This is a genomic window from Paludisphaera borealis (genome assembly GCF_001956985.1).
Classification (GTDB): Bacteria; Planctomycetota; Planctomycetia; order Isosphaerales; family Isosphaeraceae; genus Paludisphaera; species Paludisphaera borealis.
On record NZ_CP019082.1, the window covers coordinates 3859518 to 3883010 of the forward strand.

21 protein-coding genes and 1 tRNA gene are annotated in these 23493 nt (G+C 66.8%); 7 read left to right on the forward strand and 15 right to left on the reverse strand.

Features of this window, described 5'->3' with window-relative positions:
* Window positions 1-268 precede the first annotated feature (268 nt).
* The 6 genes from BSF38_RS14995 to BSF38_RS15020 form a co-directional block, all read right to left on the reverse strand.
* Window positions 269-556 carry a hypothetical protein gene (locus BSF38_RS14995; protein WP_076346890.1) on the reverse strand — a complete coding sequence of 96 codons (288 nt, stop codon included), beginning with the start codon at window positions 554-556 and terminating at the stop codon, window positions 269-271.
* 42 nt (window positions 557-598) lie between these two features.
* Window positions 599-1591: a hypothetical protein gene (locus BSF38_RS15000; RefSeq protein WP_145952143.1), complete on the reverse strand. Its 993-nt coding sequence runs from the start codon at window positions 1589-1591 to the stop codon at window positions 599-601.
* Window positions 1592-1936: 345 nt separating this feature from the next.
* Entirely contained in the window at window positions 1937-2752 is an 816-nt protein-coding gene (locus tag BSF38_RS15005) for a class I SAM-dependent methyltransferase (RefSeq protein WP_076346894.1), read from the reverse strand.
* Window positions 2753-2776: 24 nt separating this feature from the next.
* Window positions 2777-3721 (reverse strand): 2-dehydropantoate 2-reductase, encoded by a 945-nt coding sequence (panE, locus tag BSF38_RS15010; protein ID WP_076346896.1) that lies wholly within the window; start codon window positions 3719-3721, stop codon window positions 2777-2779.
* 75 nt (window positions 3722-3796) lie between these two features.
* A complete protein-coding gene (locus tag BSF38_RS15015; RefSeq protein WP_076346898.1) occupies window positions 3797-4147 on the reverse strand; it encodes a DUF5615 family PIN-like protein in 351 nt (116 codons plus the stop codon).
* Window positions 4148-4149: 2 nt separating this feature from the next.
* Complete coding sequence (locus BSF38_RS15020) at window positions 4150-4464, reverse strand: DUF433 domain-containing protein (RefSeq protein ID WP_076346900.1); 315 nt, start codon at window positions 4462-4464, stop codon at window positions 4150-4152.
* Window positions 4465-4736: 272 nt separating this feature from the next.
* On the opposite strand from BSF38_RS15020, the gene BSF38_RS15025 reads away from it, so the two are divergent.
* Window positions 4737-5357: a 3-keto-disaccharide hydrolase gene (locus BSF38_RS15025; RefSeq protein WP_076346902.1), complete on the forward strand. Its 621-nt coding sequence runs from the start codon at window positions 4737-4739 to the stop codon at window positions 5355-5357.
* Window positions 5358-5515: 158 nt separating this feature from the next.
* Here BSF38_RS15025 and BSF38_RS15030 read toward each other — a convergent pair whose 3' ends face one another.
* The 9 genes from BSF38_RS15030 to BSF38_RS15070 form a co-directional block, all read right to left on the reverse strand.
* Window positions 5516-6487: a DUF1559 domain-containing protein gene (locus tag BSF38_RS15030; protein WP_076346904.1), complete on the reverse strand. Its 972-nt coding sequence runs from the start codon at window positions 6485-6487 to the stop codon at window positions 5516-5518.
* A gap of 102 nt (window positions 6488-6589) precedes the next feature.
* Complete coding sequence (locus BSF38_RS15035; RefSeq protein WP_145952144.1) at window positions 6590-6940, reverse strand: hypothetical protein; 351 nt, start codon at window positions 6938-6940, stop codon at window positions 6590-6592.
* Window positions 6941-7002: 62 nt separating this feature from the next.
* Window positions 7003-7932, reverse strand: coding sequence for an alpha/beta hydrolase (locus tag BSF38_RS15040; protein ID WP_168189381.1), 930 nt, complete (start codon window positions 7930-7932; stop codon window positions 7003-7005).
* Window positions 7933-8034: 102 nt separating this feature from the next.
* On the reverse strand, window positions 8035-9141 hold the full coding sequence (locus BSF38_RS15045; RefSeq protein WP_076350927.1) for a sulfate/molybdate ABC transporter ATP-binding protein: 1107 nt from the start codon (window positions 9139-9141) through the stop codon (window positions 8035-8037).
* 119 nt (window positions 9142-9260) lie between these two features.
* Window positions 9261-10151 (reverse strand): sulfate ABC transporter permease, encoded by an 891-nt coding sequence (locus tag BSF38_RS15050; RefSeq protein ID WP_076346910.1) that lies wholly within the window; start codon window positions 10149-10151, stop codon window positions 9261-9263.
* Window positions 10141-10980, reverse strand: a complete 840-nt coding sequence (gene cysT, locus BSF38_RS15055) for a sulfate ABC transporter permease subunit CysT (protein ID WP_076346912.1) — start codon at window positions 10978-10980, stop codon at window positions 10141-10143. Before cysT ends, BSF38_RS15050 begins: the two co-directional genes overlap by 11 nt.
* A gap of 4 nt (window positions 10981-10984) precedes the next feature.
* Complete coding sequence (locus BSF38_RS15060) at window positions 10985-12037, reverse strand: sulfate ABC transporter substrate-binding protein (RefSeq protein ID WP_076346914.1); 1053 nt, start codon at window positions 12035-12037, stop codon at window positions 10985-10987.
* Between the two features lie 151 nt (window positions 12038-12188).
* Window positions 12189-13190, reverse strand: a complete 1002-nt coding sequence (locus BSF38_RS15065) for a DUF1559 domain-containing protein (RefSeq protein ID WP_076346916.1) — start codon at window positions 13188-13190, stop codon at window positions 12189-12191.
* Between the two features lie 108 nt (window positions 13191-13298).
* Entirely contained in the window at window positions 13299-13805 is a 507-nt protein-coding gene (locus BSF38_RS15070; protein ID WP_076346918.1) for a hypothetical protein, read from the reverse strand.
* A gap of 573 nt (window positions 13806-14378) precedes the next feature.
* Between BSF38_RS15070 and BSF38_RS15075 the strand changes: the two genes are divergently transcribed.
* The 6 genes from BSF38_RS15075 (at window position 14379) to BSF38_RS15100 (ending at window position 23413) form a co-directional block, all read left to right on the forward strand.
* Complete coding sequence (locus tag BSF38_RS15075) at window positions 14379-15974, forward strand: sigma-54 interaction domain-containing protein (protein WP_076346920.1); 1596 nt, start codon at window positions 14379-14381, stop codon at window positions 15972-15974.
* 84 nt (window positions 15975-16058) lie between these two features.
* A tRNA-Leu gene (locus tag BSF38_RS15080) sits at window positions 16059-16144 on the forward strand.
* Window positions 16145-16668: 524 nt separating this feature from the next.
* Window positions 16669-18021, forward strand: coding sequence for a TRAFs-binding domain-containing protein (locus tag BSF38_RS15085; protein WP_076346922.1), 1353 nt, complete (start codon window positions 16669-16671; stop codon window positions 18019-18021).
* 43 nt (window positions 18022-18064) lie between these two features.
* Window positions 18065-20878 carry a patatin-like phospholipase family protein gene (locus tag BSF38_RS15090; protein WP_076346924.1) on the forward strand — a complete coding sequence of 938 codons (2814 nt, stop codon included), beginning with the start codon at window positions 18065-18067 and terminating at the stop codon, window positions 20876-20878.
* A 174-nt stretch (window positions 20879-21052) separates the two neighbouring features.
* The gene (locus tag BSF38_RS15095; protein WP_145952145.1) at window positions 21053-21742 is read left to right on the forward strand and encodes a hypothetical protein; all 690 of its coding nucleotides are present in this window, start codon (window positions 21053-21055) and stop codon (window positions 21740-21742) included.
* A 414-nt stretch (window positions 21743-22156) separates the two neighbouring features.
* Window positions 22157-23413 (forward strand): cytochrome P450 family protein, encoded by a 1257-nt coding sequence (locus tag BSF38_RS15100; RefSeq protein WP_076346928.1) that lies wholly within the window; start codon window positions 22157-22159, stop codon window positions 23411-23413.
* Window positions 23414-23493: the final 80 nt, after the last annotated feature.

The following is a 23493-nucleotide window of genomic DNA, read 5'->3' on the forward strand; positions in this document are numbered from 1 at the left end:
CGGCGATCGTCGACGCACGACGACACGCACCAACACTCTACGACACGCCCGTGATGGACATGGCCGAAAGTCGGTTCCGCGTGACATCGCGTCGGCAAATTCGCCACGAATCGGCGCGATCGGCGACGTCCGGCCTAGCGCCGGCGGAGGTCGTCTGGGTGGCTGTGACGGAGCGGAGCGACGCCACAGGGCGGACGCCGCGGCCCTCGCATCTGTGGCATTTTGCCAGAGCCACCCATTGCCGTCTGCATCCCCAAAATAGCCCGCGCTAGCGCCGGCGGAGGTCGCGAGGTTGAGATGGCTGGGACGATTCGCGGGCGGTGAAATTGTCGCTCTCGAAGACGTAGCCGCAGACCAGGATCGAGAGGCTGCCCGCGAACAGGAGGGCGATGGTGTTGACGAGTTGAAGTTGAGGCTCGGGGAGGTTGGCGGGGAAGATCGCCGGGGCGACGTCCTCGACGTCGCGCATCATGTCGCTGACGGCGTTGTTCACGGACGTCGCGGCGAGCACGACCTGGCCTAGCACCCGCGGAATCGCACGCTTGGCAAGGGCCATCGGACGCCTCCTTCTCAACGGGCCGCCGGCGCGGCTCCGAGGTCAGGCTGGATCGGTCGAAACTTCGGCGGACGCCTCCCGGCCGCCGTCTCCGTTCTCGCCGTTGCCGAGCGGCGAGGAGGGGAACGCGACGTTCGGGACGGGCCCGTCGGCGTGCGGCGGCTCGCTCGGCGACGGCCGTTCGCCGCCGTTGGCCAGGCTCCGCTCGCGCGCCCGGCGCTGAGTTTCCATCGCCTGCACAAGCTGCTCCTGAGCTTCAGCGACGTACGCGGCCCAGTCGGTCGAATAATCCTGACGGAACGCTTCGATGTACCCCGGCTCGTATTGCCGCGACAGCCACTTGAGCTGGTGGAAGATCCGGTGCCCCAGGGCTTGCAGCTCCTCGGTGATCTCGGCGTCGCGTTCGTGCGCGGCCTGGAAGTGGCGGAACCGGCCGATCCAGACCTTCAGCCGCGCGTACTGCTCAAGTTTGACGAGGTTGGCGAACGCATTGAGCCCGGCGTCGACCTCGTGGCCCAAAAGCTGGAGCTGGCCGCCGGGAAAGTGGCTCTCGGCGTCCCACAGCAGCCGGTCCTCGGCGGCGAACTGCTCGACCAGCCCCGGCTGAAGCCGCTCCAGCTCGCGGCGCAGTTGGCGGTACTGGTCGAGGGCCGTCCGCAGCTCGCGGCGCGCCTCCTCAAGTTCGCGCCCGGCCTTCTCCAGGTTCGCCTTGGCCTCTTGCCGGGTGCGCTCGATCTCCGCCTGCGACGTGGCGATCAGCTCCTCGGCGTCGGCGTCGGAGGCCAGCGACGACTTGTACTGGGCCAGCTTCCGCACCAGATCCTTCAACAGATGCTCGTCGGTGTCAGCCTGTTCGACCGCCCGGAGACTCGCCGGCCGCACCGCGCGCATCCGTTCCAGCGCCTGGCGCGACCTCAGCTCGGCGGCCCGAAAATGGTCGGCCGCGTGCTGGGTCTCGGCCTCGATCTTCTTCGCGCGCGTCTTGGCTTCCGCCTGGCGAACGAGTTCGGCGAGCCGCTCCAACGATGGGGTCATGTTCGATTCTCTTCCACGATTTCTTTAGTCGCCGCCGTCGCGCCGAGGTCGGGGAACGAATCCACGCAGCCCGGCGAGCCGGCCCGGAGGCCCTGATTCAACCAGCTATGCCGCCACATTATCAAATCGCGAAATTCTATTCTTTCTTATGTCTCGTCGATTCGAGATCGACGATCCGTTCTTCGGGCGGGCGCGCCGGCTCCCCCCTTTTGCCTTCGACTTTGAAAGGAACTTGCGGGAGACGGCGGTCGTGTTGAACGGTCCGTCGTCGCGGCGTCGCCGCTCTACCGCACCATCATACACACGAATTCCTGAAAGATGAATAATCCGCTTCCCGCGCGCCCTCTAGAAGCGGTAGCGGAGTAGCCGGCCGATGCGCCGCAGGGCGGGGAAGCAGGACCAGACGCGGATCAGGAGTCGACTGGTCCACGACATGCGGGCGACGACCGATGGGTTGTAGTACGCCGTCTCCTCAACCAGCTTCAAGCGCGGGATCATCGCCTCAAGCTCACAGGGGTCGTCGATCCCCCAGCGGAAGGTCGCGCCGGTCGCCTGGATGCAGGGGAGGTTCTTCATGAACCGGAGCCCCAGGCGGCTGTATCCGTCGAACGCGAGGACGCCCGTCGGGAAGTGCGTGGTGAGCCGTTCCAGCAGTCGCCTGAGGTCGTCTTCTTCCAGATAGGGCATGAGCCCCTCGGCGACGATGAGCGCCGGGCCGTCCGACGGCAGCGCGCCGATCCAGTTAGGGTCGGTCACCGACGTACCGATCAGGCGCCCCCCCGCGCGGTCGGGATAGAGACGGCGGCGAAGTTCGACGACCTCCGGGAAGTCGACGTCGAACCAGCGGACGGCCGCCGGGGGATCAAGCCGGTAGACCCGGCTGTCGAGGCCGCAGCCCAGATTGAGGACGATCCCCCTCGGGTTCTCGACGAGGAACTCCGAGGTCCAGCGATCGAGGTGCTTCGCCCGCATGGCGATCCCGATCGTCTCGTCGCGCTTGATCTTCAGCTTCGCGAAATCGTAATCGAGCCGGCCGACCGCCTCGTCGGCCCACCGATCGCCCAGGATCGAATCGGCCGCGCGACTATCCATCGCCTTCGCAAAGAGCGTGATCAGGAGGGTCTCCTTCTCCTTCGTCAGCTCGACCTTCAACGTTCCCATCGTGCGCTCCGTGCGAGGGTCAGATCAGGCGTCGGACAGCCACGACTCGCGCCCGGCGCGGGCTTCCTGAGCCTTGAGTGCGGTGTAGGCGAGGCGGAGCAGCGAATGGTCGGGCGCGGGAGCCTCCGGGCGGCGGCGGAGGAGGTCGCCGAGGACGTGGTCGGCTTCGGTCCGGCCGCCGCGTTCGAGGTCGGTCAGCATCGACGCGGTGAGGTGCGAGCCCGGCGCGGTGAGCCGGGCGCGGGCCGATTCGAAGGCCGAGGGGCGGGGGGGGCGGCCGTTGGCGTCAGCGACGGCCCGGCATTCTTCCAGCATCGCCGCGGCCAGGTCGGCCCCTTCCGCGGCGACGACGTCGCCGATCGACGCCCGCATCAGGCAGGTGACGCCGGCCAGCGTGGCCAGGAAGACCCATTTCTCCCACATTTCAAGCAAAATGTCGTCGCTCGCCCGCGATTCGAACGTCGCGCCGGCGAAGGCTTCGGCGATCGCCTCGACCTGTTTCGCCTGGGACGGGACGCGGGCCCCGAACGCCAGCCGGTGAACGTCGCTGAGGTGGGCGATCCGGCCGGCGTCGTCGAGCTTCGTCGAGATCAGGCAGAGCCCCCCCAGCACGCGGTCCGCGCCGAACCGAGCGTCGAGGACGTCGAGATGTCGCAGGCCGTTAAGGAGCGGCACGACGGCGGTCTCCGGCCCGACCGCCGGCGCGAAGTCGGCGATCGCCCCGTCCAGGTCGTACGATTTGCAACTGACGAGCACGAGGTCGAACGGCTCGTCGATCGCGCCCGCCGTGATCGTCGGCGGCGCGGGCCAGTCGACGTCGCCGAACGCGCTGCGGATCGACAACCCCGACTCCGCCAGCCGCGCCGCCCTGGCCGACCGAACGAGGAACGTCACGTCCCGCCCCGCCTCCAGCAGCCGCCCCCCGAAATACCCGCCGATCGCACCGGCGCCGACGACCAGGATTCGCATCGTTCCGTCCCCCTCGACGACATGAAGCCCTCACGAGTTCAAGACGTCGCGCGAGTCCGATGGCGTCTTGCAAACTCACTTCAGCGGCAGGTAGGTAACGCGGTTCGCCAATTCCTGAGGGTCGCAACAGGTCAGGAGCAATTCCAAATCCGCCGCCAATCCCCCGAGGCTGACGCCTCGCTGGGGCGCGAAGACGATACCGAGAAACCAGCGTCCCGCCGCCTGCCATTCCGCGGCGATACTCAAGAAATCTTGATCTTGCGAGAACAGGACTCGGCCCAAATCCGTCGCTCTCGCAAGAAGCGTCTGGTCGTCCACGGCGGCGGTGTCGTCTTCCTGGCTCGTGAGCACGTCCAGCCCTCGCCTCCGCAGCGACTGCGTCACCGACATAGGCACATGGACATCCATATAGACAGCCAGCGGCAACGTCAGGGCTCCCGATTCATCCGGCGCTTCATCAGGTCGGCGCGGGAGATCGGTTGCTTCGCCGCCTCGCGCCGCGCGACGTCCGCCGCCTCGCTCATGGCCCCGACCATCGATTCGTGGTGGTCGTAGAAGTAGGTCAACGCGGCGTAGACCTGCTCAGGCCGGAGATCGGGGTGCTGACGCAGGATCTCCTCCGCAGACCAGCCGTAATGATAATGCTCGCCGGCCAGGTGGATCACCTTGTATCGCGTGCCATCAATCCGCGCCGTTCCATCCGCGTCGATGCTCAGATGAGGGTACTTGACGATCGTGCTCATGCCGGCCCGTCCGACGATCCAAATTCGACTCAAGAATTGACGACGGATATGGCTCCAGCTTACCGCGAGGCGGTCCGGAAGGACAGGCCGTGCGCGTAACGCTCAGGCCCGTTGCGAAGTCCGCAAGCCGATCGCGGAGACAATCCTCTTGCGGACCCGCGTCGGCGCGATTCCAATTTCTAACGTACCGAAGGGCCGCCCGCCCGGGAAAGCGACAACCGCTCGTCCAACGGAGATTCTCGGGCCGTCCCGTTTCACAAGGATACCGATTGATGTCGATTCATGGAATTCTCGCCTGCGCCGCGATCGTCCTCGCCTACCCCGCCGACAAGGACCGTGAGCCGGTCGCGGCGGAGCCCGGTTTCTCGTACCTGTACCACCACGGCGATCCGCTGGCCCAGGGCTGGAAGATGGTCGGCCCCGGCGCGATCAAGGAGGAGTCGGAAGGGGTGCTCCTGACCTCGGGCGGCATGGGAATGCTCTGGTTCGCCGACTCCAAGTTCAAGGACTACACGCTCCGGGTCGACTACAAGCTAACCAAGCCGGGCGACAACTCGGGCGTCTTCGTCCGCTTCCCCGAAGCGCCCGCCGACCCGTGGGACGCGGTGAAGACCGGCTACGAGATCCAGATCTGCGAAGGCGCCGACCCCGAACATCGCACCGGCGCGGTCTACAGCTTCAAGGCCGCCGAGAAGACCCCGAAGGCCAACCCGGCCGGCGAGTGGAATTCCTACGAAATCGCCGTCAAAGGCCAGGACTACACGATTTCGCTCAACGGCGAGGTGATCAACCACTACAAGGGCTCGCGCGGCGCCGACGGCTATATCGGCCTCCAGAACCACGACGACGGCTCGATCGTCCGGTTCCGGAACGTCCGGATCAAGACGGAATAAGGGATCGCGTTCGGCATGCCCGAAGACGAGCCCGAAGCGCCAGCGAGTGAATTTCCCCAACACACCATGATGCACTCGCTGGCGCGTCGGGCTCGTATCCGGCCCCGGACCGCCCCGAACCCTCATTTTCATGACGCCGGGGAAGATCGTCCTCGCCGTCAGAATTGATCGGCCGAAACCACTTCGCCGCCCGCCCGCGTGGACAGGAAGCTGAAGATCCGTGGATTCACCGATTCCTTGATGAACCGGACCGAGGCGTCGCAAAAGAGGAAGTTGCAGCCGCCCGGATGCAGGCTCCAGAAATCATCCGCCCCGGCCCCTTTGTAATTCGGCACGTCCACCCACTTCTGGTCTGGCGACGGGCCGGTATGCCCGAGCACCATGACGTTGGCCGTCTCGCACGACCGGATCGGCCATTTCGGGTTGGTGCAGACCCGGGAATAGGGAATCACCCCCACCCAGGTCGCGTCCGCGACGTTGCGCGACCGCTCGCCGGCCATCAGCGTCGTGCTCGACCCGTCGGTGACGTCGCGAAGGCCGTTGCGGCTGTTGCGATAGAGGAGGCCGTTGTTGCTGGCCGGAAACTCCTCGACTTCGAGCTGCCCGGCCGAGGCGACGTATTGCCCGGGCGACAGATCGGTGACGAGCGTGGAGCCCGTCGCATCCTTCAGGAGCACCGGCCCGGCGTCGGTGGTGGAACTCGGGCAGAGGAACACGGACAGGCTCACCGTCCGCACGGTCATCGACGCCGCGACGGTGATCGGCAGGCTGAAATTCGCCGCGTTGTAGGCGGTGGATTGCTCCAGATTGTTGAGGAGCATCGCGCCCCAGCCCCAGCCGGGACCGGTCTCCGGGCTGTTCGGATTCGGACTCTCCGTCCCGGTGATGTAGCCGGGCGGGAACACGTCATGCGTTGCGTGGTAGCTGTGCATCGCCAGCCCGATCTGCTTCAGGTTGTTCGAGCACTGCATCCGGCGGGCGGCCTCGCGGGCCGACTGCACCGCCGGCAGCAGCAGGGCGATCAGCACGGCGATGACGGCGATCACCACCAGCAGCTCGATCAGGGTGAACGCGCGCGAAGTCGGGACGGTGAACGCGCGCGAAGTCGGGACGGTGCGGACATATCGCATGGGAAATCTCCTGTTCTGAGTCGGTGTCTCGGGACGTGGATCGACCTGACCGACACGGACCGCGAGCGGGTGCGTCGGCGATGAACCGGTTCCGAGGCGACTTCAAAACAGGAAGATTTGCAGCCAGGCGTGGCGCACGTTCGGCGGGTGCGGCGGCCACCAAACCCGCTCCCGCAACGCTTCGGCTTCGCCCACGGTAATAGACCGAGCAGCCGAAGCGGGCGTTGGGATGAACGGGGCGGCCGAGGAGAAGGGATCGGCGATGACGCTGGCGTGCGTCCCGGCAAGGGTTCCGACGCCGGAATCGTCGCCCACCCCGCCGTCCGGCGTTTCGAGGTTGGCCGGTTCAAACTGTTCGATCATCGAGCGGCAAAGGTCGTCGGCGGCTTCCGCCTGCCGAAGCGGCGTGCCGGCGAGAGCCGCGATCAGGATGATCCAGTTTGCCGTCCGCAACATGCCGTCATCTTACCGGCGCGCCAGCCCGGCGTCACCCCGAGTCCACCAGGGGAATGGAGTCACCTGGCCGGGACCGGCGCGAGCAGGTCCCGGCTGCGCAGCCAGCGGACGCAGAGCCCCGTCCAGCTCGACGGCAGCTTGTCGTTCTGGCGGACGCCGAAATCGTGGTCGCCGGTCGCATAGACGTGAAGTTCGGTCGGCACGCCGGCGCGCTTCAATGCCAGGTACATGATCACGCTGTTTTCCGAGACCGAGCCGCCGTAGCCCACGTTGTCGTCGGAGGTGTGGGCGAGAAACACCGGCGGCATGTCCGTCGGAATCTTGAGGTCCGGCCGGATCTCGTCCTTGTCGGTGACCTTCAGGTAGCCCGAATAGCACGCGACGGCGAAATCGGGCCGGCTGCTGACCTGATCGACGGCGTCGATCGGCTCGTACAGCCGGGTGGCGAAGCCGGCGGCGGTCGCCAGGGCGAGATGGCCGCCGGCCGAGAAGCCGACGACGCCGATCCGGTTCGGGTCGACGCCCCACTCGCGGGCGCGACTCCGGACCAGCCGGACGGCCCGCTGGGCGTCGAGCCGCGGGCCCAGCGGAGGCTCCCCCTTGACGTCGCCGGGGCGGCGTGGGCAACGGTACTTGAGGATGACGCCGGTGATCCCCTGGGCGTTCAGCCACGCCGCCACCTCCTCGCCTTCAAGCTCCCAGTAAAGATCCCAGTAGCCGCCTCCCGGACAGATCACCATCGCCGTGCCGGTGTTTTTGTCGGCGGGGGGCCGGTAAATCGTGAGGGTCGGCCTGGTGACGTTGGTGATCAGCTTCGTCGGCCCCACCAGAGGCGATGGATGAATCCGGCTGGTTTCCTCCCCCTTGATCCCGACGTCGCCCGGCGCCTTCCCCGGCCAGAGGTCGACGACCAGCGGCTCGTCCGCGGACGCTGGACCGACCGCGACGAATCCGGCGAGCAACACGACGGCGAGAGTGATACGGTACACGGTGGTCGTCTCCGTCAAAGCCTCGTCGAACTGAACCATCCACTCGCTGGCGCTTCGAGCTTGTCGTCGAGGGCTCGAAAAACTTGTCGGCCGCTCAGCCCCTCAGATCCCCGCGCCGGCTTGCCAGGCTTCGTTGAGGGCGCGGTTGACGTCGACGGGCTGGAAGGCGCCGTGGGTGCGGTCGTAGATGTTGAGATGGCGGGGGGTGACGTAGACCTCGTCGCCGCGGGCGAAGCCGACCTCGACCGACTGGTCGCAGGGAAGCTCGATCTGGAGCGGGTGGTCCGCGTCGATCTGGAGGTCGAGCCTCAAGATGCCGCCGAGCGGGGTGATCCGGTCGACGCGGGCGGTCCAGTAGGGCTTGCCGTTGCGCTCGGAGTGAACGTCGAGATCGTGGGGGCGGACGTAGGCTTCGGCCTGCTCGCTGGGCGGAACTTCCAGCAAGGCCGCGAGCCCCACGCCCCCCTTGCCGGGCTTCAGCAGGCGGAGCGGCAGGATGTTGACGGTCCCCAGGAACTTGGCGACGAACGGGTTCGACGGCCGCTCGTAGAGCACCTGCGGCGGGCCGATCTGCTGCACGCGGCCCTCGGCCAGGACGACGATCTGGTCGGACACCTCGAACGCCTCGCGCTGGTCGTGCGTGACGAACAGGCTGGTGACGTGGACCTCGTCATGAAGCTTCCGCAGCCACGTCCGCAGCTCGTCGCGAACCTTGGCGTCGAGCGCGCCGAAGGGCTCGTCGAGCAGCAGCACCTTGGGCCGCGGCGCGAGCGCCCGGGCGAGCGCCACGCGCTGGCGCTGGCCGCCGGAAAGCTGCGACGGGTACCGCCCGGCGTAGCCCGCGAGCTGGATCAGGTCGAGCAGCTCGTCGACCCGCGACTTGATCTCGGCCCGGGGCACCTTGCGGATCTTCAGGCCGAAGCCGATGTTGTCGCGCACCGTCATATGGCGGAACAACGCGTAGTGCTGGAACACGAACCCGACCCCGCGCTGCTGCACCGGAAGCTGCGTCGCGTCCTCGCCGGTGAGCATCACGCTCCCCGAGTCGGCCGATTCCAGCCCGGCGATCGTCCGCAGGATGGTGCTCTTGCCCGATCCCGACGGGCCCAAGAGCGCGACGAGCTGACCGCCGGCCACCTCGAACGAGACGTCGTTCACGGCCTGGAACGAGCCGTACTTCTTGGAAAGATTCCGCACCTCGATGCCCACGGCGTTCTCCTTGCTGAGCGACAGCCGCGCGGCCTGCGGCTGCGACGTCGCCTTTCCATTCGCGCTGAACTGGCCGACGGACCTCGGCGGAAACCACGCTGGCGTTCCAACTCCGGCGCTCACGATTCGTCCTCCCTACCTTTTTCGAGGAATACGCGAAAAAGTTCCATCCCCACGAGCAAGAAAAACGAGACCGCGGCGAGGACCAGGCTGGCGGCGTAGGCCCCCTGCGGGTGGAAGCTCTCGATTCCTTCCGAGATGTAGAGCGTGGCCGTCTGGGTGCGGCCGATGACGTTGCCCGAGACGACCAGGACCGCGCCGAACTCGCCCAGCGACCGCGCCACGGTCAGCGTGACGCCGTAGGCGACGCCCCAGCGGATCGACGGCAGCGTCACGCTCCAGAACGTCCGCCAGCGGCCCGCCCCCAGCGTGTGCGCCGCCTGCTCATACTCCTCGCCCAGTTCGCGCAAGACCGGAACCAGCTCGCGGACCACGAACGGCACCGTGACGAACATGGTCGCCAGGATCATCCCCGGCAGCGCGTAGATCACCTTCACTCCGTGGCCTTCGAGCCAGCGGCCCGCCAGGCTGTCGGGACCGTAGAGCACGACCAGCATCAGCCCGGCGACGATCGGCGAGATCGCGAACGGCATGTCGACCATGCCGTCGACCAGCGCCCGGCCCCAGAACTTCTGGCGGACCAAGACCAGCGCCAGGGCGACGCCGAAAATCGTGTTGATGATCGTGGCGATCGCCGTGATCCCCAGAGACATCGCGAACGCCCGGTGCACCTCGGGCTGGGAGAGCGCGTCGATCATCGGGCGCAGCCCACCGTCCAGGGCCTTCCTCACCAGCGCCAGGCCGGGGATCAGGATCAACATCGCGAACCAGATCAGGACGGCCGCGATCAGGAGCCGGCGGCCCCAGGGCGACCCCGCGTCGCGGTCGCGCGCGGGATGGGGAAGATTCGCGGCCGACGGGGTCGCCGTCCATTCGACGTCAGTTGCCATCGTGGACGCCTCCCCGACGCTGAAGCGCGTTGAGACCGACGAGGATCAAGAGCGAGGAAGCCAGAAGCACCGCCGAGACGGCCAGCGCGCCGGAGCGGTTGCCGCTCTCGATCTCGCCGAAGACGTAGATCGGGGCCGTCTTGGTCAAGAGCGGCTGGTTGCCGGCGACCATGACCACGCTGCCGAACTCGCCGAGCGCCCGGCTGAACGACAGCCCCGCGCCGGTGAGGATCGACGGCCAGAGCGTCGGCAACGTGACGCGGACGAAGGTCGTCCACGGCCGCGCGCCGAGTGTGGCGGCGGCCTCCTCCTCGGCCCGGTCCAGCTCGATCAAGACCGGCTGGACGCTGCGGATCACGAACGGATAGGTCACGAACAAGAGGGCCAGGATGATCCCCGGCTGGTCGTAAATGATCTTCCAGCCGGCCTTGCCGATGACCGCGCCGACCACGCTCGACGGCCCGTAAAACGCCACGAGCATCACGCCGGTGACGACCGTGGGCACGGCGAACGGCAGGTCGATCAAGGCGTTGACCAGGCTCCGCCCCGGGAATTGGTAGCGGACGAGCACCCAGGCCGTGGCCGTGCCGGTCACCACGTTCACCGCCACCATGATGAGCGCGGTGACGAACGTAAGCTTCAGCGCGTGCCAGGCGTAGGGCTCGGAGATCGCCTCCCAGAACGCCCGAGGCCCCGGCTGCACGGCCTGGATGGTCATCGCCAGCATCGGCAGGACGACCATCACGCCGAGGTAGAACAGGCTCGTCGCGCGGAGGGTCAGGCCCTGCGACGGCCGGTGTCGTTGGAGAGTTCTCGCACCGATCGCCATGTCGTCATTTCCCCCGATTCTGGGCGCGTTCGGCCGCGATCGTCGTCCACAGGCCCTTGGTCGAGTACAGCTCCTCTTCGAGCTTCGCCCAGCCGCCGAGGTCGGCCGTCGTGAACAGCCGGGCCGGCGCGGGACGCGCGGAGATCGCTGCGGCGGCCTCCTTGTTCACCGGCCGGAAGCCATACTCGGCGAAGATCGTCTGCCCCTCGGTCGAGTACAAGAATTCGATGAACGCCGCCACCAGCTCCTTGTTGCCGTGCTTGGCCGTCGACTCGTCGACGACCGCCACGGGGCTCTCGATCAAGAGGGTCGCGGGGGGCACGACGTAGGGGATCGCGTCCCCTTCCTTGGCCCGCAGGAGCAGCTCGTTCTCGTAGGTGACCACCGCGTCGCCCGTCTTCCGCTCGGAGAAGTTGGCCATGCTCTGACGGCCCGACTGGTCCATGTTCACGACGTTGGCCTGGATGGCGGCCATGATCTCGCGGACCGGGGCGAGGTTTGGAGCCTCCTTGTTCTTGTCGCGGGCTTCGAGCAGCGCCGCGCCGTAGATGGCGTTGATGTTCCACCGAGCGCCGCCGGAGGTCTTGGGGTCGGGGTAGAGGACGCCGACGCCCGACTTGGCCAGGTCGCTCCAGTCGTGGATCGACTTGGGGTTGCCCTCGCGATGCCCGATCACGACCAGGCTGTTGGTGAGGATTCCCTTATATTCTCCGGCGTTCCAGTCGGGCTTGACCTTGCCGGCCTTGACCAGCAGCTCCATGTCGCCCGAGTGCGAGAGGACCGCGACGTCGGCGTCGAAGCCCGAGGAGATCGACCGCGCCTGGGCGCCCGAGGCGTTGTACGACTCCTCGAACGCGACGTCGCGGCCCGTCTTGGCCTTCCACTTCGCCTTGAACGCCGGCAGGACGCCGTCGTGGAGGACCTCGCGGACCACCGAGTACGCGCCGATCTTCAGCCCGTCGGTGTTCGGCGCGGTCGAGGACTGACAGCCGGTGATCGCAAGCGAGACCGGGAGCGACAGAAACAAAGAGAAGCGGAACGGCCAGGCGCGGCTCATGGAAAAAATCCTCGGAATCAGTCGAAGCGTTGAAACGGGAAAGGCCAGGCCCGAATACGTCGCGCGACGCTCGGGACCTGGCTGGCGGTTTCGCCGGGTTGTCGGTCTCGTCGACTCAAGTCAGCACGACCCGGTCGACTCGACCTCGATTTCAGTACTGGTCGGCGGAGATCACCTCGCCGCCGGAGCGGGTCACCAGGGCGGCGAAGGTCTGCAGAGCCACGCTCTCCTTGACGAACCGGACCGAGCCGTCGCCGAGGAGGACGTTCGCCCCGCCGGGATGGAAGGCGAAGATGCCGCCGGTCCCCTCGGTGCCGTAGTACGGGTGCGGGAACGGCTGGCCGTAGACGTCTTCGCCGTTGGCCGCGTTGATCACCACGGGGCCGGGGAAGTACGAGCCGTCGGCCGTCGAACCGTTGAGGGTGACGTCGCTGGCGGGCCGGCTCCAGCCGCCCGAGTTCAGCCGATGGTCGGGGACGGCCCCGAACTGCTTGCCCCCCTTGCGGTAGACGAACGGCCGGCCGGCCGACTCGACGAAGACGATCGTGTTCGAGAGGCCGTCGGTGGCGGTGGCCAGCGTCGTCTTCACGTTCTTGACGATCAACGTCAGCGGCGGGGTGGTCCCCACCGGAAACACGCCGAAGGCGCTCAGCCGCGAATCAATGCCGACGATCGGCGAGTAATCGGTGATCGCCGCGACGTTCGGGGCCCACGTCGGCGAGTAAGGCTCAACCTCGGGGATGCCGTCGAGCCGGCTCGGGTCGGCCGGGCTCGACGGGCAGATGAGCGTGGCGATCCGCGTCTGGACGGCCGTGGTGTTGGCCGGGTCGCCCCAGGTGATGCCGATGTTCACCGCGTTATAGATCTGCGCCTGCTCCATGTAGTTGAGCATGGTCAGAAGCCCGGCGATACGGGGCAGGGTCGTCAGGCCGGCGGGACGGACGCTGCTGGGCATCTGGCCGTTGACGTCGTGGAAATTATGGACCGCGATGCCGAGCTGCTTGATGTTGTTGACGCACTGGACGCGGCGGGCCGCCTCGCGGGCCGACTGCACCGCCGGCAGCAACAGGGCGATCAATACCGCGATGATCGCGATCACAACCAACAACTCGATCAGCGTGAAACCCGCCGGACGGCGACGCAAACGAATCATTCCGGAACTCCTCGTCGAATACGAATAAAGAAAGTCTGTGTCTGGGAGCAGTCGTCGAAACGAACCATGTCTGGGGAAAGAGAAGGGGCCGACCTCGTCGGCGGTCACTTACTTCTTGGTGATCGTGTACGGATCGAGCTGGTTGGGAGCGTCCTTGACCGTGACCTTCCAGGGGGTGGTCTCGGGCTTGTCGTAGATCGGCGGAATCACGTTAGGGCCGGCAGCCGTGTCGTTGCCTTGCTTGATCAGCTTGGTCCACCGGATCGTGACCGCGTAGTCGCCGGCCGGGGCACCGTCGGCCTGGCTGAACGTCGTCAGCTCGAACGTGCCGTCGGGCTGGACCTGGGCCGTGGACCGCGGCGTCTCCTCACCCGATTTGGCCGGCGCCGTGGGATGGAAGACCACGAACGCGCCGGCGGCCGGCTCGCCCTCGAACTTGACGCTCCCCTTCACGGGGAAGACCGGAACCTTCGACCCCGAGCCCTCGGAACATCCCGCGAACGCGGCGACCACCGCCAGCACGGCCATCCGGCCGACCCACTCGGCCGCTCGACGGCCTCGACCCGTCACGGCCCTCGATCCCGAAACCTTCATGCTTTCGATCGCCTTGTTCATCTCTATGTGATCCTGCCCATCAATCCGAGAAATCCGTGCTCGTCGTCCACCGCTCGCGACGCCGTTCCCATCCCCGTTCCGCCGCGGCGCCCCATCGACCGCGCCAAGACCTCGTCCCCAATCGTCGGGACGGTCTCGGCTCACCAGCGCCCCGTCCAGGTCTCGCCCCCGACCGAAGCCGCAACCGTAACGGTCGCGATCGATGCTCGGCCGAAAACCTCTCGCCTCACGGCCTCGTGGCAAGTACAACGAGCGGGAAAGCGGGGCGAAACGGTGACGTCGCGGCTTCGTACCGTCAGGCTGCTCCGTGCATCGACTCGGTCGCGACGCCCGGACCAAACCTTTCAGGTAGGAAAACTCATGAACGAACCTGGGGTATTGCAAGCGGTATGCCAACAGCCTCCGGAGCGGCTCAACTTTTTGGAAACCTGACTATTGAAGGTAGAAAAGTAAGAATTCAGGGGTGATGGAGAGGGCGGGTGGACGCCCCGACTTCGCAGGCCGTGAAATATCACGGACGAGACCGTGATATTTCCTGGTTTCCCAGGATATATCCTGGTAGAGTGGGACGCCATGACGAGCTTCGACCCTTTGCTTCTGGACGTCTGGCGCGAGGTCTCGCGGCATACGGCGCTCGACGAGTCGTTGGCCCGGATGATGTCGCTCCTGGTCGAGCGGCTCCCCCTGGGCGAGCTGATGATCCGGGCGATCGACGCGGCCGGCGGCTTTCTGGAGACGACGGTCGTGGAGTCGGCCCGTGGAGGCCGTCCCGCGCCCCTCGGCGACGCCAAGACGGTCGTCGCGGCGAGCGACCTGGAGCGGCTGCTGGAGTGGGGGCGACTCGGCGAGCCGGCCATGGGCGACGATCGGGCCTTCCGCAAGCGGTTCCCGGGGTTGGCGCCCGAGAAGGCCACGGGCCATCTCCTGGCCGCCCCCTTGAATGCGGCGGAAGGGGAGCCGGCGGTCCTGATCCTCGCGGCCGACCCGCCCAGGGTCTTCGAGCCCAGGCATGAGGCGCTGGTGCGCGCCCTGATCGACCCCTTGACCGTCGCGGTCGAGAACGACAACCGCCTCCGCGAGCTGGTCATGCTCCGCGAGGCGGTCGAGGCCGAGAACCGCTCGCTGCGGTCGCGGCTGGACCGGAACGACATCAGCGGCTCGATCATCGGCGCCGAGACCGGCCTGAAGGAGGTCATGGAGCAGATCGACATGGTCAGCCTCTCCGACGCCCCGGTGCTGATCCTGGGAGAGACCGGCTCGGGCAAGGAGGTCGTCGCCCGGGCGATCCACACCCGGTCGCGGCGGTCGACCGGCCCGTTCCTCCGCGTCAACTGCGGCGCGATCCCGTCGGAGCTGGTCGATTCCGAGCTGTTCGGCCACGAGCGCGGCAGCTTCACCGGGGCGGTCGGCGAGCGCAAGGGGTGGTTCGAGCGGGCCGACGGCGGCACGTTGTTCCTCGACGAGTGCGGCGAACTGCCGCCGGCGGCCCAGGTGCGGCTCCTCCGGATTCTTCAGGACGGCCAGTTCGAGCGCGTGGGGGGGGAGAAGGCGCGACACGTCGACGTCCGGATCATCGCCGCGACCCACCGCGACCTCCAGGCAATGACCGTCGACGGCCGGTTCCGGCAAGACCTCTGGTATCGCCTGGCGGTCTTCCCGATCCATCTGCCGCCGTTGCGCGAGCGGCTGTCGGACATTTCGGCGCTGGCGGCCCACTTCGCGATCCGCGCCGCCGGGCGGCTGGGCGTTCCGCAGCTCCTGCCGACGGCCGACGACGTCGGGCTCCTAGTCCAGTACTCCTGGCCGGGCAACGTCCGCGAGCTGGCCGCCGTGATCGAGCGGGCGGCCATCCTGGGGAGCGGCACGGGCCTCGACGTCGCCCGGGCGCTCGGCCTGCCCGCGCGTGGGCTCGCGCAGTCGTCCGCCCCGCCGAAGCTCGACGCCGCGTCCCCGGTCTCCGACGGCCCGTTGCCGACGCTCGACCAGGCCGCGGCCCGCCACATCGAGCTGGCCCTCAGCCAGTGCGGCGGCCGCATCGAAGGCCCCGCCGGCGCCGCCGCCCGCCTCGGCGTCAACCCTCACACCCTCCGCTCCCGCATGCGCAAGCTCGGCGTCGACTGGAACAAGTTCCGCGCCTCCCTCGTCCCAACCCCGTCCCGCGGCCTCTAACCGCGTCGCCCACGGAATTCCTCCGTCTTATCGCCCTGATTCTCTTGACGTTCATGCTCCAAGTTTTCATAGTAGAAGCATGCAGCCGAAGTGGCGGAATTGGCAGACGCGCTAGGTTCAGGTCCTAGTCCGCTTAACGGCGGGTGGAGGTTCAAGTCCTCTCTTCGGCACTGCTGCAAAAGGACTTACGTCGAGAGGCGTGAGTCCTTTTTTCATTTCCCCTTCCGCTCGGAAACAGACTGAGCTTCGTGTTGATCTCGGGTCGGGGTGCGCGGTCAAACACCACCGGACGAAGTCGCGCGAGGACGTCCTACGGCGACAATTCGAAGAAAAAGACGGCCCGGTTCTACTTCCGCCACGGCGGCCGGCCGTGCAACCGCTTCATGAAGGTCGACGACCGGCGGCAGGAGCGAGGGCCAAGGCGTCCCTCTTGTCGCCCAATCGCCCTCGCAAATCACCCGTCTATTGCGATCTCAATCGGTCGCCTCGGTCCGGGTCGCCGCTTCAGTCGGCCCGAGTGCTTGAGTCCCCGATTGAGGGGCTCGCCGGCCGCCGCTACAAGTCGGCCGACCATTAGGATACGATCTCCGGAGTGCTTTTCGGACCGGCTTCGCAACTTCGGAAACACGTGACGGAAATGGCCGATCGATCCCTCGCCCCTTCTGCTTCTCCGCAGTCCCCACGGAGTTCGATCATGGCGAACCAACCCTTGTGTTTCATTCTGATGCCGTTCGGCAAGAAGCCGGACGCCACCGGCCGGATCGTCGACTTCGACGCGGTTTATCGCGAACTGATCGTCCCAGCGGTGACGGAAGCCGGCCTCGACGTCCTGCGGGCGGACGCGGAGATGACCGGCGGGATCATCCACAAGCCCATGTTCGAGCGGCTGGTCCTGTGCGAATACGCGGTCGCCGACCTGACCACGGCCAACGCCAACGTGTTCTACGAGTTGGGAGTCCGGCACGCCGCGCGGCCGTGGAGCACCGTCCTGCTGTTCGCCGAGGGGGGCCGACTTCCGTTCGACGTCGCCCCCTTGCGGGCCATCCCGTATCGGTTGTCCGCCGAGGGCAAGGTCGAAGCCGACGACCTGCCGACGGCGCGCGCTGCCCTGGTCGACCGGCTGGCGGCCGCGCGCCGGGCCGCGGCCGACGTGCCGCTCAAGGACAGCCCGCTGTACGAGCTGCTCGACGACTACCCTGGCCTCGCCCACACCAAGACCGACGTCTTCCGGGAGCAGGTCCGATCCTCCGAGGAGCGGAAGGCCGGGATCGCCGCCGCCCGTGGGCAGGGGCTGGACGCGCTCCGGAGCGTGGAAGCATCCCTCGGTCCGCTCGCCGACACGGGCTCCGCCGTGGTGATCGACCTCTTCCTCTCCTACCGGGCGGTCAGCGCCTGGCAGCCCATGGTGGATCTGGCCGGTCGGATGCCCCGGCCGCTCGCCGAGACCGTCATGGTTCAAGAACAGCTCGGGCTGGCGCTCAACCGCCTGGGCCGGGGAGCCGAGGCCGAGGTCGTACTAAAGAACCTTATCGAGAAACGCGGCCCGAGCAGCGAGACCTACGGCATCCTGGGTCGGGTGTACAAGGATCGATGGAAGGCGGCCGTCGAGTCGGGCAATAGGATCAAAGCCGTCGGCCTGCTGAATCAGGCCGTCGAGACTTACCTCCAGGGCTTCGAGGCCGACTGGCGAGACGCGTATCCCGGAATCAACGCGGTCACGCTGATGGAGTTGAAGGAGCCCCCGGACCCGCGGCGGCAAAAGCTGGTCCCGATCGTCGTCTATGCGGTCGAGCGACGGATCGCCGTCGGCAAGCCGGACTACTGGGATTACGCCACCCTCCTCGAACTCGCGGTGCTCGCCAAGGACCAGACCGCCGCCGAGGAAGCGGCCAGCAACGCCCTGGCCCGGATGAGGGAGCTTTGGGAGGGGGAGACGACCGCCGGAAACCTCCGCCTGATCCGCAAGACCCGCGAGAAGCGCGGTGAATCACTGGAGTGGGCGGTGCCGCTCGAACAGGCGCTGGACCTGGCCGCCGACGTGACCTGACGTGAGATAAGAACGAGCCTTGCAGCGCGGAGACAAGCATATTATGCCCCCCGATCGGACCCTGGAAAAGATCGTCGCCGAGGCGAGGCGAGAGAAAGCATCAAGGAGGTACGGCCGGGCGGCGGTCCTCTTCGCGGAAGCCGCGGAGACCCCGGAAGCGAAAGCCGACGCCGATACGCGGAGGTCGCTGTTGCGCCAGGAGGCGGCGTGCACGTATCTGGACGACGAGACCCCCAAGGCGACGCGGGTGCCCGAGGCCATTGGGCTCCTCGTCGAGCCGGGCCCCGCGTCCCAGGTCGCCGCCCGGATCGAGCTGGCGATGGCGCTCAAGGGCGAGACCGCCTTCGGCCAGGCCCGGGTGCTGCTGGCCGAAGCCCGCGAGCTGATCAAACAGGGGGGGAATCCCGCCCTGCAGTCCCTCGAACTCAAGGCGAGGCAGCAGCACGCGCTCTGCACATATAAGGACGTCGACCTGCCGCCGGGCGAGCGGTTTGACGAGGCGTTGAGCATCCTCGGAGTCGAGGGCCTGAAGACGACCGTGGACCCGGAGACGCTCGGCATCGCGGGCGCCGTGCACAAGGCGATGTGGAAGCTCGACGCCCAGCGCGCCCACCTGGAACGATCGCTCCACTATTACGAGCGCGGCTGCCGCGCGGGGGTCGCCACGGCCAACGGCTACCCGGCCATCAACGCCGCCTACATCCTCGACCTGCTCGCCTCGCTCGAGGAGGACGACCTCGGGCCGGACGATCCATCCATCGTGAAGCGACGGACACGCGCCCGGGAGATCCGCGAGCAGATCCTCGCGACCGTGCCCCCGATCGCCGCCGAGAAGACCAAGAAGCAATGGTGGTACGCCGCGACGCTCGCCGAGGCGGAGTTCGGGCTGGGCCAATTCGACCAGGCGGCCAAGCGGCTTGAGGAAGCCCGCGAGGCGAGTCACGTGGAGGACTGGGAGTTCGAAGCCTCGGCCCGACAACTGGCGTCCTTGCTCCATCTGCTCCCCGAGGACGGCCCGTCCAGCGAGGCGGCTCGGAAGGCTTTCTCCCAGGCCTTCGGCGTCGATCCCAAAGCCGCCGCCATCCTCCTCGCCGGCAAGTTCGGCCTGGCGCTTTCCGGGGGCGGGTTCCGCGCGTCGCTGTTCCACATCGGCGTCCTCGCCCGCCTGGCCGAACTGGACGTGCTCCGTCACATCGAGGTCCTCTCGTGCGTCTCGGGCGGGTCGATCATCGGGGCTTACTACTACCTGGAAGTCCGACAGCTCTTCAAGAAGAAGGCCCCCAAGGACGTCACCCGTCAGGATTACATCGACATCGTCGAGCGGATCGCGCGGGAGTTCCTCGCGGGCGTTCAGACCAACGTCCGGATGCGCATGGCGGGGAGCCTCGTCGAAAACCTGCGGATGATCTGGCGCAACCTCTCGCGCACTGAGCGGACGGGAGAACTCTTCAAAGAGAATCTTTACTCACGTATCGATGACGACAAGGTGCGCGTTCTGAAGGATCTGACGATCACGCCCCCAGATTGGAAGCAGGAATGCCGGGGGCCGTTCCAGCCGAAGTACCACAACTGGCGCCTTGAGGCGAAGGTCCCGATCCTGATCCTCAACGCGACGACGCTCAACACGGGGCACAACTGGCAGTTCACGACCTCGTTCATGGGCGAATCCCCGCTGGCCGTCGATCCCGAGGTGGATGGCAACAACAGGCTGCGACGGCTTTACTACAACGCCGCCCCGACCGAGGAGCTGAAGCAGTTTCAGCTCGGCAGGGCGGTGGCGGCGTCGGCCTGCGTGCCGGTCCTCTTCGAGCCGATCGCCTTGAGCGGGCTCTACCCGGGCAAGACGGTGAGGCTCGCCGACGGCGGCGTCCACGACAACCAGGGGATCGTGGGCCTGCTGGAGCAGGACTGCACCGTCATGCTGGTCAGCGACGCCAGCGGACACGTCGGGATCGAGAACGACCCGAAATCGTCGTCGCTGGGGGTCGCCGGCCGGTCCAACGACCTCCTGATGGCCCGGGTGCGCGGGGCCCAGTACCGTGACCTGAAGTCGCGGCTCCGCTCACGCGTGGTCCGAGGCTTGATGTTCCTCCACCTGCGCAAGGATCTCGACGTCGATCCCGTCGACTGGGCGCGATGCAACGATCCCTCGACGCTCCCGCCGCGACGGATCTCGACGAGCTACGAGATCCGCAAGGACGTCCAGGAGAAACTGGCGGCGATCCGCACCGACCTCGATTCCTTCGGCGAAGCAGAGGCGTTCGCCCTGATGACGAGCGGCTACTGCATGACCAACCAGGTGTTCCCCGAATGCGTCGGGAAGCTGGTGAAGACGAACTTGAATCAGGAGTCCTGGGAATTCCTCCAGATCCGCGGCCTGCTGACGGCCCCCGGCTCAGGTTCCCAGGCCGACCGCGACGACCTGTCGCGGGTCCTCGACGTCGGCCGGCACCAGTTCTTCAAGTATTTCTACTTGCATCCGAAGTTGATGAAAGCAGCGGGTGTCGCGCGCTGGCTCGTGCCGGCTTCGGCCTTGATCGCGCTGATCGCGCTGTTCTACGTCCTTCGGGCTCATCCCTCCTATCAGTCGATCATCGCCGGCGGGATGATCCTGGCGCTGATTTGTCTCGGCGTCCTGAGGTGGCTCACGAAGCAGCCCCTCCTCAAGCTGGTGCAAAACATCGGCATCGCCGTCGTCGGCTCGCCGGCGGCCTTCGTGCATCTGCGCTACTTCGACCCGCGGTATCTCAGGCGGAGCACCGACTATCGGAAGTCGATCAAGCCCGCGGCCTCGCCGCCGACCGGGACGACGCCGACGCCGATTGGACCGGCCCCGACCGCCCGGGTTTCGAGGTAGTTGCGTAAAATGGCTTGGCTCTTGCCGGCGGCGGGGCGGCGGTCGAGGGGGGGCAAGTGACTGGCATGGTCTACCTCGGCTATAATTCGGATCGTTGGACGCCCGGCCCGTAGGGGCGAAAACCGTGCGCCGCACGACATGCCGTAGTCATTTGCACCCGGAGTTCGTGGTCCCATGATGCAACCTACGTTCCGCGCGTCCGGCCTCTTGAAGTCCGTGCCGGCCTTGTTGCTCGCGACGCTCTTCCTTCCCTGCGCCGACGCCGCCCGGGGCTCCGAGGAACCGAAGAAGCCGGCTCGGCCGGCGGGCCGGAAGCTCACCCACGAGGAGACCCTCCGCTGGATCGCCGAGCACAAGGCCTGGCGGCTGGCCCGCAAGACCAAGCCGATCTGGGCCCGCCCGGTTGCGCCGGAAGAGGTTGGCAAGGAATTCGAGACCGCCGATCACGTCAAGGAAGTTGCACGCGAAGGCGCGTGGCTCTGCGTCGGCGTCGCTGGCGAGCCCTGGTTCCAGAGCCTTGAGAAGATCGAGGCGAAGTACGAGCACTCCGGCGAAAAGGCCAAGAAATTCGACTTCGACAAGGAACCTCGCGAATACCAGAGCTATAAACCGAAGGCCGCGACACGAAACTGGGTGGCGCAGGTGAAGGGTGATGGGATCGAGGGCTTCACCATCCGTCCCGGCTACGATCCCGACCTCCCGCTCTACTCTCCAGCCGGCGGCTACGTCGTCCGGGATGACGTGACCGACCCGTACAAGACGCCGGCCGAGGACGCCTGGCTCGTGCAGCAACCCCTGTTCGAAAGCACATACGAACTGGTCCCCGAGCCGAGCGAACAGTCGCCCGCCCCCGCGCCGAAATAGTCGCGGTTTGCATTTGAGTTGCATACGGGGTCGCTAGTTCTGGGTGGCTGTGACGGAGCGAAGCGACGCCACAGAGCGGACGCCGCGGCCCTCGCATCTGTGGCATTCTGCCGCAACCACCCATTGCCGTCTGCATCCCAAAAGTAAACCACGCTAGTCGCGCGGCCGGTCGGGCTTGTATTTCGGAGCCAAGCATCGCGAATTGTCGGCGCCCGGAATAAGTGTCGGGTCGTCGGCCCGGGGAAAAAGGATGTTTACATCGAGCTTTCGTGATGTCTGTCCGTGTGCATTGCACGAGCAAACCGGGTTCAGTGCCGCCGTCGACACGGCTTTCCGCCCCTCCTGGTTCACGCTACTCTGACGGTCGGCTTTTCGGTCCCACGTCCGCGAACGACCGACCCAGGAGGAGCATGGATGAGCATCGAAAACCCGAAGCCGATGGAGCCGTCCGTCGTTCGATTCGATCTCTGCTCGCAAGCGTTCAAGCAAGATCCGTTTCCGACGCTCGCGAAGATGCGCGCGCAGGGGCCGTTGATCCGCATTCGGCTGCCGATAATCGGCGCGGTCTGGATGGCGACGACCTATGATGCGGTGAACGACCTCTTGCGCGATCACCATCGGTTCATCCAGAATCCCGCCGCGGCCGGCAACCGTTTCGCGGCCGGCCTTATGCGATGGCTGCCGCGGTCGTTGCGACCCATCACCACGCACATGCTCATCCGCGACGAGCCGGATCACCGCCGGCTCCGCGGCCTCGTCGAGCGGGCGTTCCTGCGGCAGAACGTCGACGCCCTCCGCCCCCGGCTCGAAGCGCTCGCCGACGAGGCGCTCGATCGGCTCGCCGAGCAAGCCGCCCGCTCGCCCGGCGGCGTTGATCTCCTTACGGAGTTCGCACGTCCCTTCCCGCTCGCGGTGATCTGCGAGTTGCTCGGCCTTCCCGCCGAAGACCGGCCGAAGTTCACCCAATGGGCCTCGGGCATCAGCAAAGCCGGCTCGTTGGTGGGGATTCTCTTCGCACTTCCAGGCATAAGCAAACTGATGCGCTACCTTCGCGAGGAGATCCAGCGGCAGACCGAGCACCCGCGCGACGGCCTGCTCTCGGCCCTGATGCAGGCGGAAGAGGCCGGCGACCGCCTCACCGAAGACGAGTTGCTGGCGATGGTCTTTCTGCTCCTGCTGGCGGGACACGAGACGACGCTCCACCAGATCGCCGGCAGTGTGCTGATCCTCCTCGACCACCCGGAGCAACTCCGCGAGCTGACCGCCGACTGGTCCCTTGCCGAGACCGCCGTGCAAGAGTTGCTCCGATACCTCTCGTTCGCCCAGGTCACGAAACCGCGATACGCCCGCGAGGACCTCGAATTCCAGGGCCAGGCGATCCGCCGCGGCCAGATGCTCATCGCCTGCCTCGCCTCCGCCAACAGCGATCCCAGCCGCTTCGAAAACCCCGACCAGCTCGACCTCCACCGCGAGCCCAACCGCCACGTCGCCTTCGGCGCGGGCATCCATGCCTGCCTCGGCGCAAAGCTCGCGCGAGCCGAGACCGAGATCGCCCTCCAGCGCCTGTTCACCCGCTTCCCGAACCTCCAGCTCGCCGTCCCCCGCTCCCAGATCCGGTTCACCAAACGCATCGGAGCGCGAGGCCTCGTCCAACTGCCAGTCAGGTGGTAGCGACGGCGACACGAACGTAAGTCCATGCACATCAATCGGTTGAAAAATCTCCCCGAAATCGCCGGGGAGGCTGTCGATTT

Excerpts from the sequence above, each read along its gene's own strand:
- BSF38_RS14995 (WP_076346890.1), bottom strand. The coding sequence starts at position 556 with ATGGCCCTTGCCAAGCGTGCGATTCCGCGGGTGCTAGGCCAGGTCGTG.
- BSF38_RS15000 (WP_145952143.1), bottom strand. The coding sequence starts at position 1,591 with ATGACCCCATCGTTGGAGCGGCTCGCCGAACTCGTTCGCCAGGCGGAA.
- BSF38_RS15005 (WP_076346894.1), bottom strand. The coding sequence starts at position 2,752 with ATGGGAACGTTGAAGGTCGAGCTGACGAAGGAGAAGGAGACCCTCCTG.
- panE (WP_076346896.1), bottom strand. The coding sequence starts at position 3,721 with ATGCGAATCCTGGTCGTCGGCGCCGGTGCGATCGGCGGGTATTTCGGG.
- BSF38_RS15020 (WP_076346900.1), bottom strand. The coding sequence starts at position 4,464 with ATGAGCACGATCGTCAAGTACCCTCATCTGAGCATCGACGCGGATGGA.
- BSF38_RS15025 (WP_076346902.1), top strand. The coding sequence starts at position 4,737 with ATGTCGATTCATGGAATTCTCGCCTGCGCCGCGATCGTCCTCGCCTAC.
- BSF38_RS15030 (WP_076346904.1), bottom strand. The coding sequence starts at position 6,487 with ATGCGATATGTCCGCACCGTCCCGACTTCGCGCGCGTTCACCGTCCCG.
- BSF38_RS15050 (WP_076346910.1), bottom strand. The coding sequence starts at position 10,151 with ATGGCAACTGACGTCGAATGGACGGCGACCCCGTCGGCCGCGAATCTT.
- cysT (WP_076346912.1), bottom strand. The coding sequence starts at position 10,980 with ATGGCGATCGGTGCGAGAACTCTCCAACGACACCGGCCGTCGCAGGGC.
- BSF38_RS15060 (WP_076346914.1), bottom strand. The coding sequence starts at position 12,037 with ATGAGCCGCGCCTGGCCGTTCCGCTTCTCTTTGTTTCTGTCGCTCCCG.
- BSF38_RS15065 (WP_076346916.1), bottom strand. The coding sequence starts at position 13,190 with ATGATTCGTTTGCGTCGCCGTCCGGCGGGTTTCACGCTGATCGAGTTG.
- BSF38_RS15070 (WP_076346918.1), bottom strand. The coding sequence starts at position 13,805 with ATGAACAAGGCGATCGAAAGCATGAAGGTTTCGGGATCGAGGGCCGTG.
- BSF38_RS15075 (WP_076346920.1), top strand. The coding sequence starts at position 14,379 with ATGACGAGCTTCGACCCTTTGCTTCTGGACGTCTGGCGCGAGGTCTCG.
- BSF38_RS15085 (WP_076346922.1), top strand. The coding sequence starts at position 16,669 with ATGGCGAACCAACCCTTGTGTTTCATTCTGATGCCGTTCGGCAAGAAG.
- BSF38_RS15090 (WP_076346924.1), top strand. The coding sequence starts at position 18,065 with ATGCCCCCCGATCGGACCCTGGAAAAGATCGTCGCCGAGGCGAGGCGA.
- BSF38_RS15095 (WP_145952145.1), top strand. The coding sequence starts at position 21,053 with ATGATGCAACCTACGTTCCGCGCGTCCGGCCTCTTGAAGTCCGTGCCG.
- BSF38_RS15100 (WP_076346928.1), top strand. The coding sequence starts at position 22,157 with ATGAGCATCGAAAACCCGAAGCCGATGGAGCCGTCCGTCGTTCGATTC.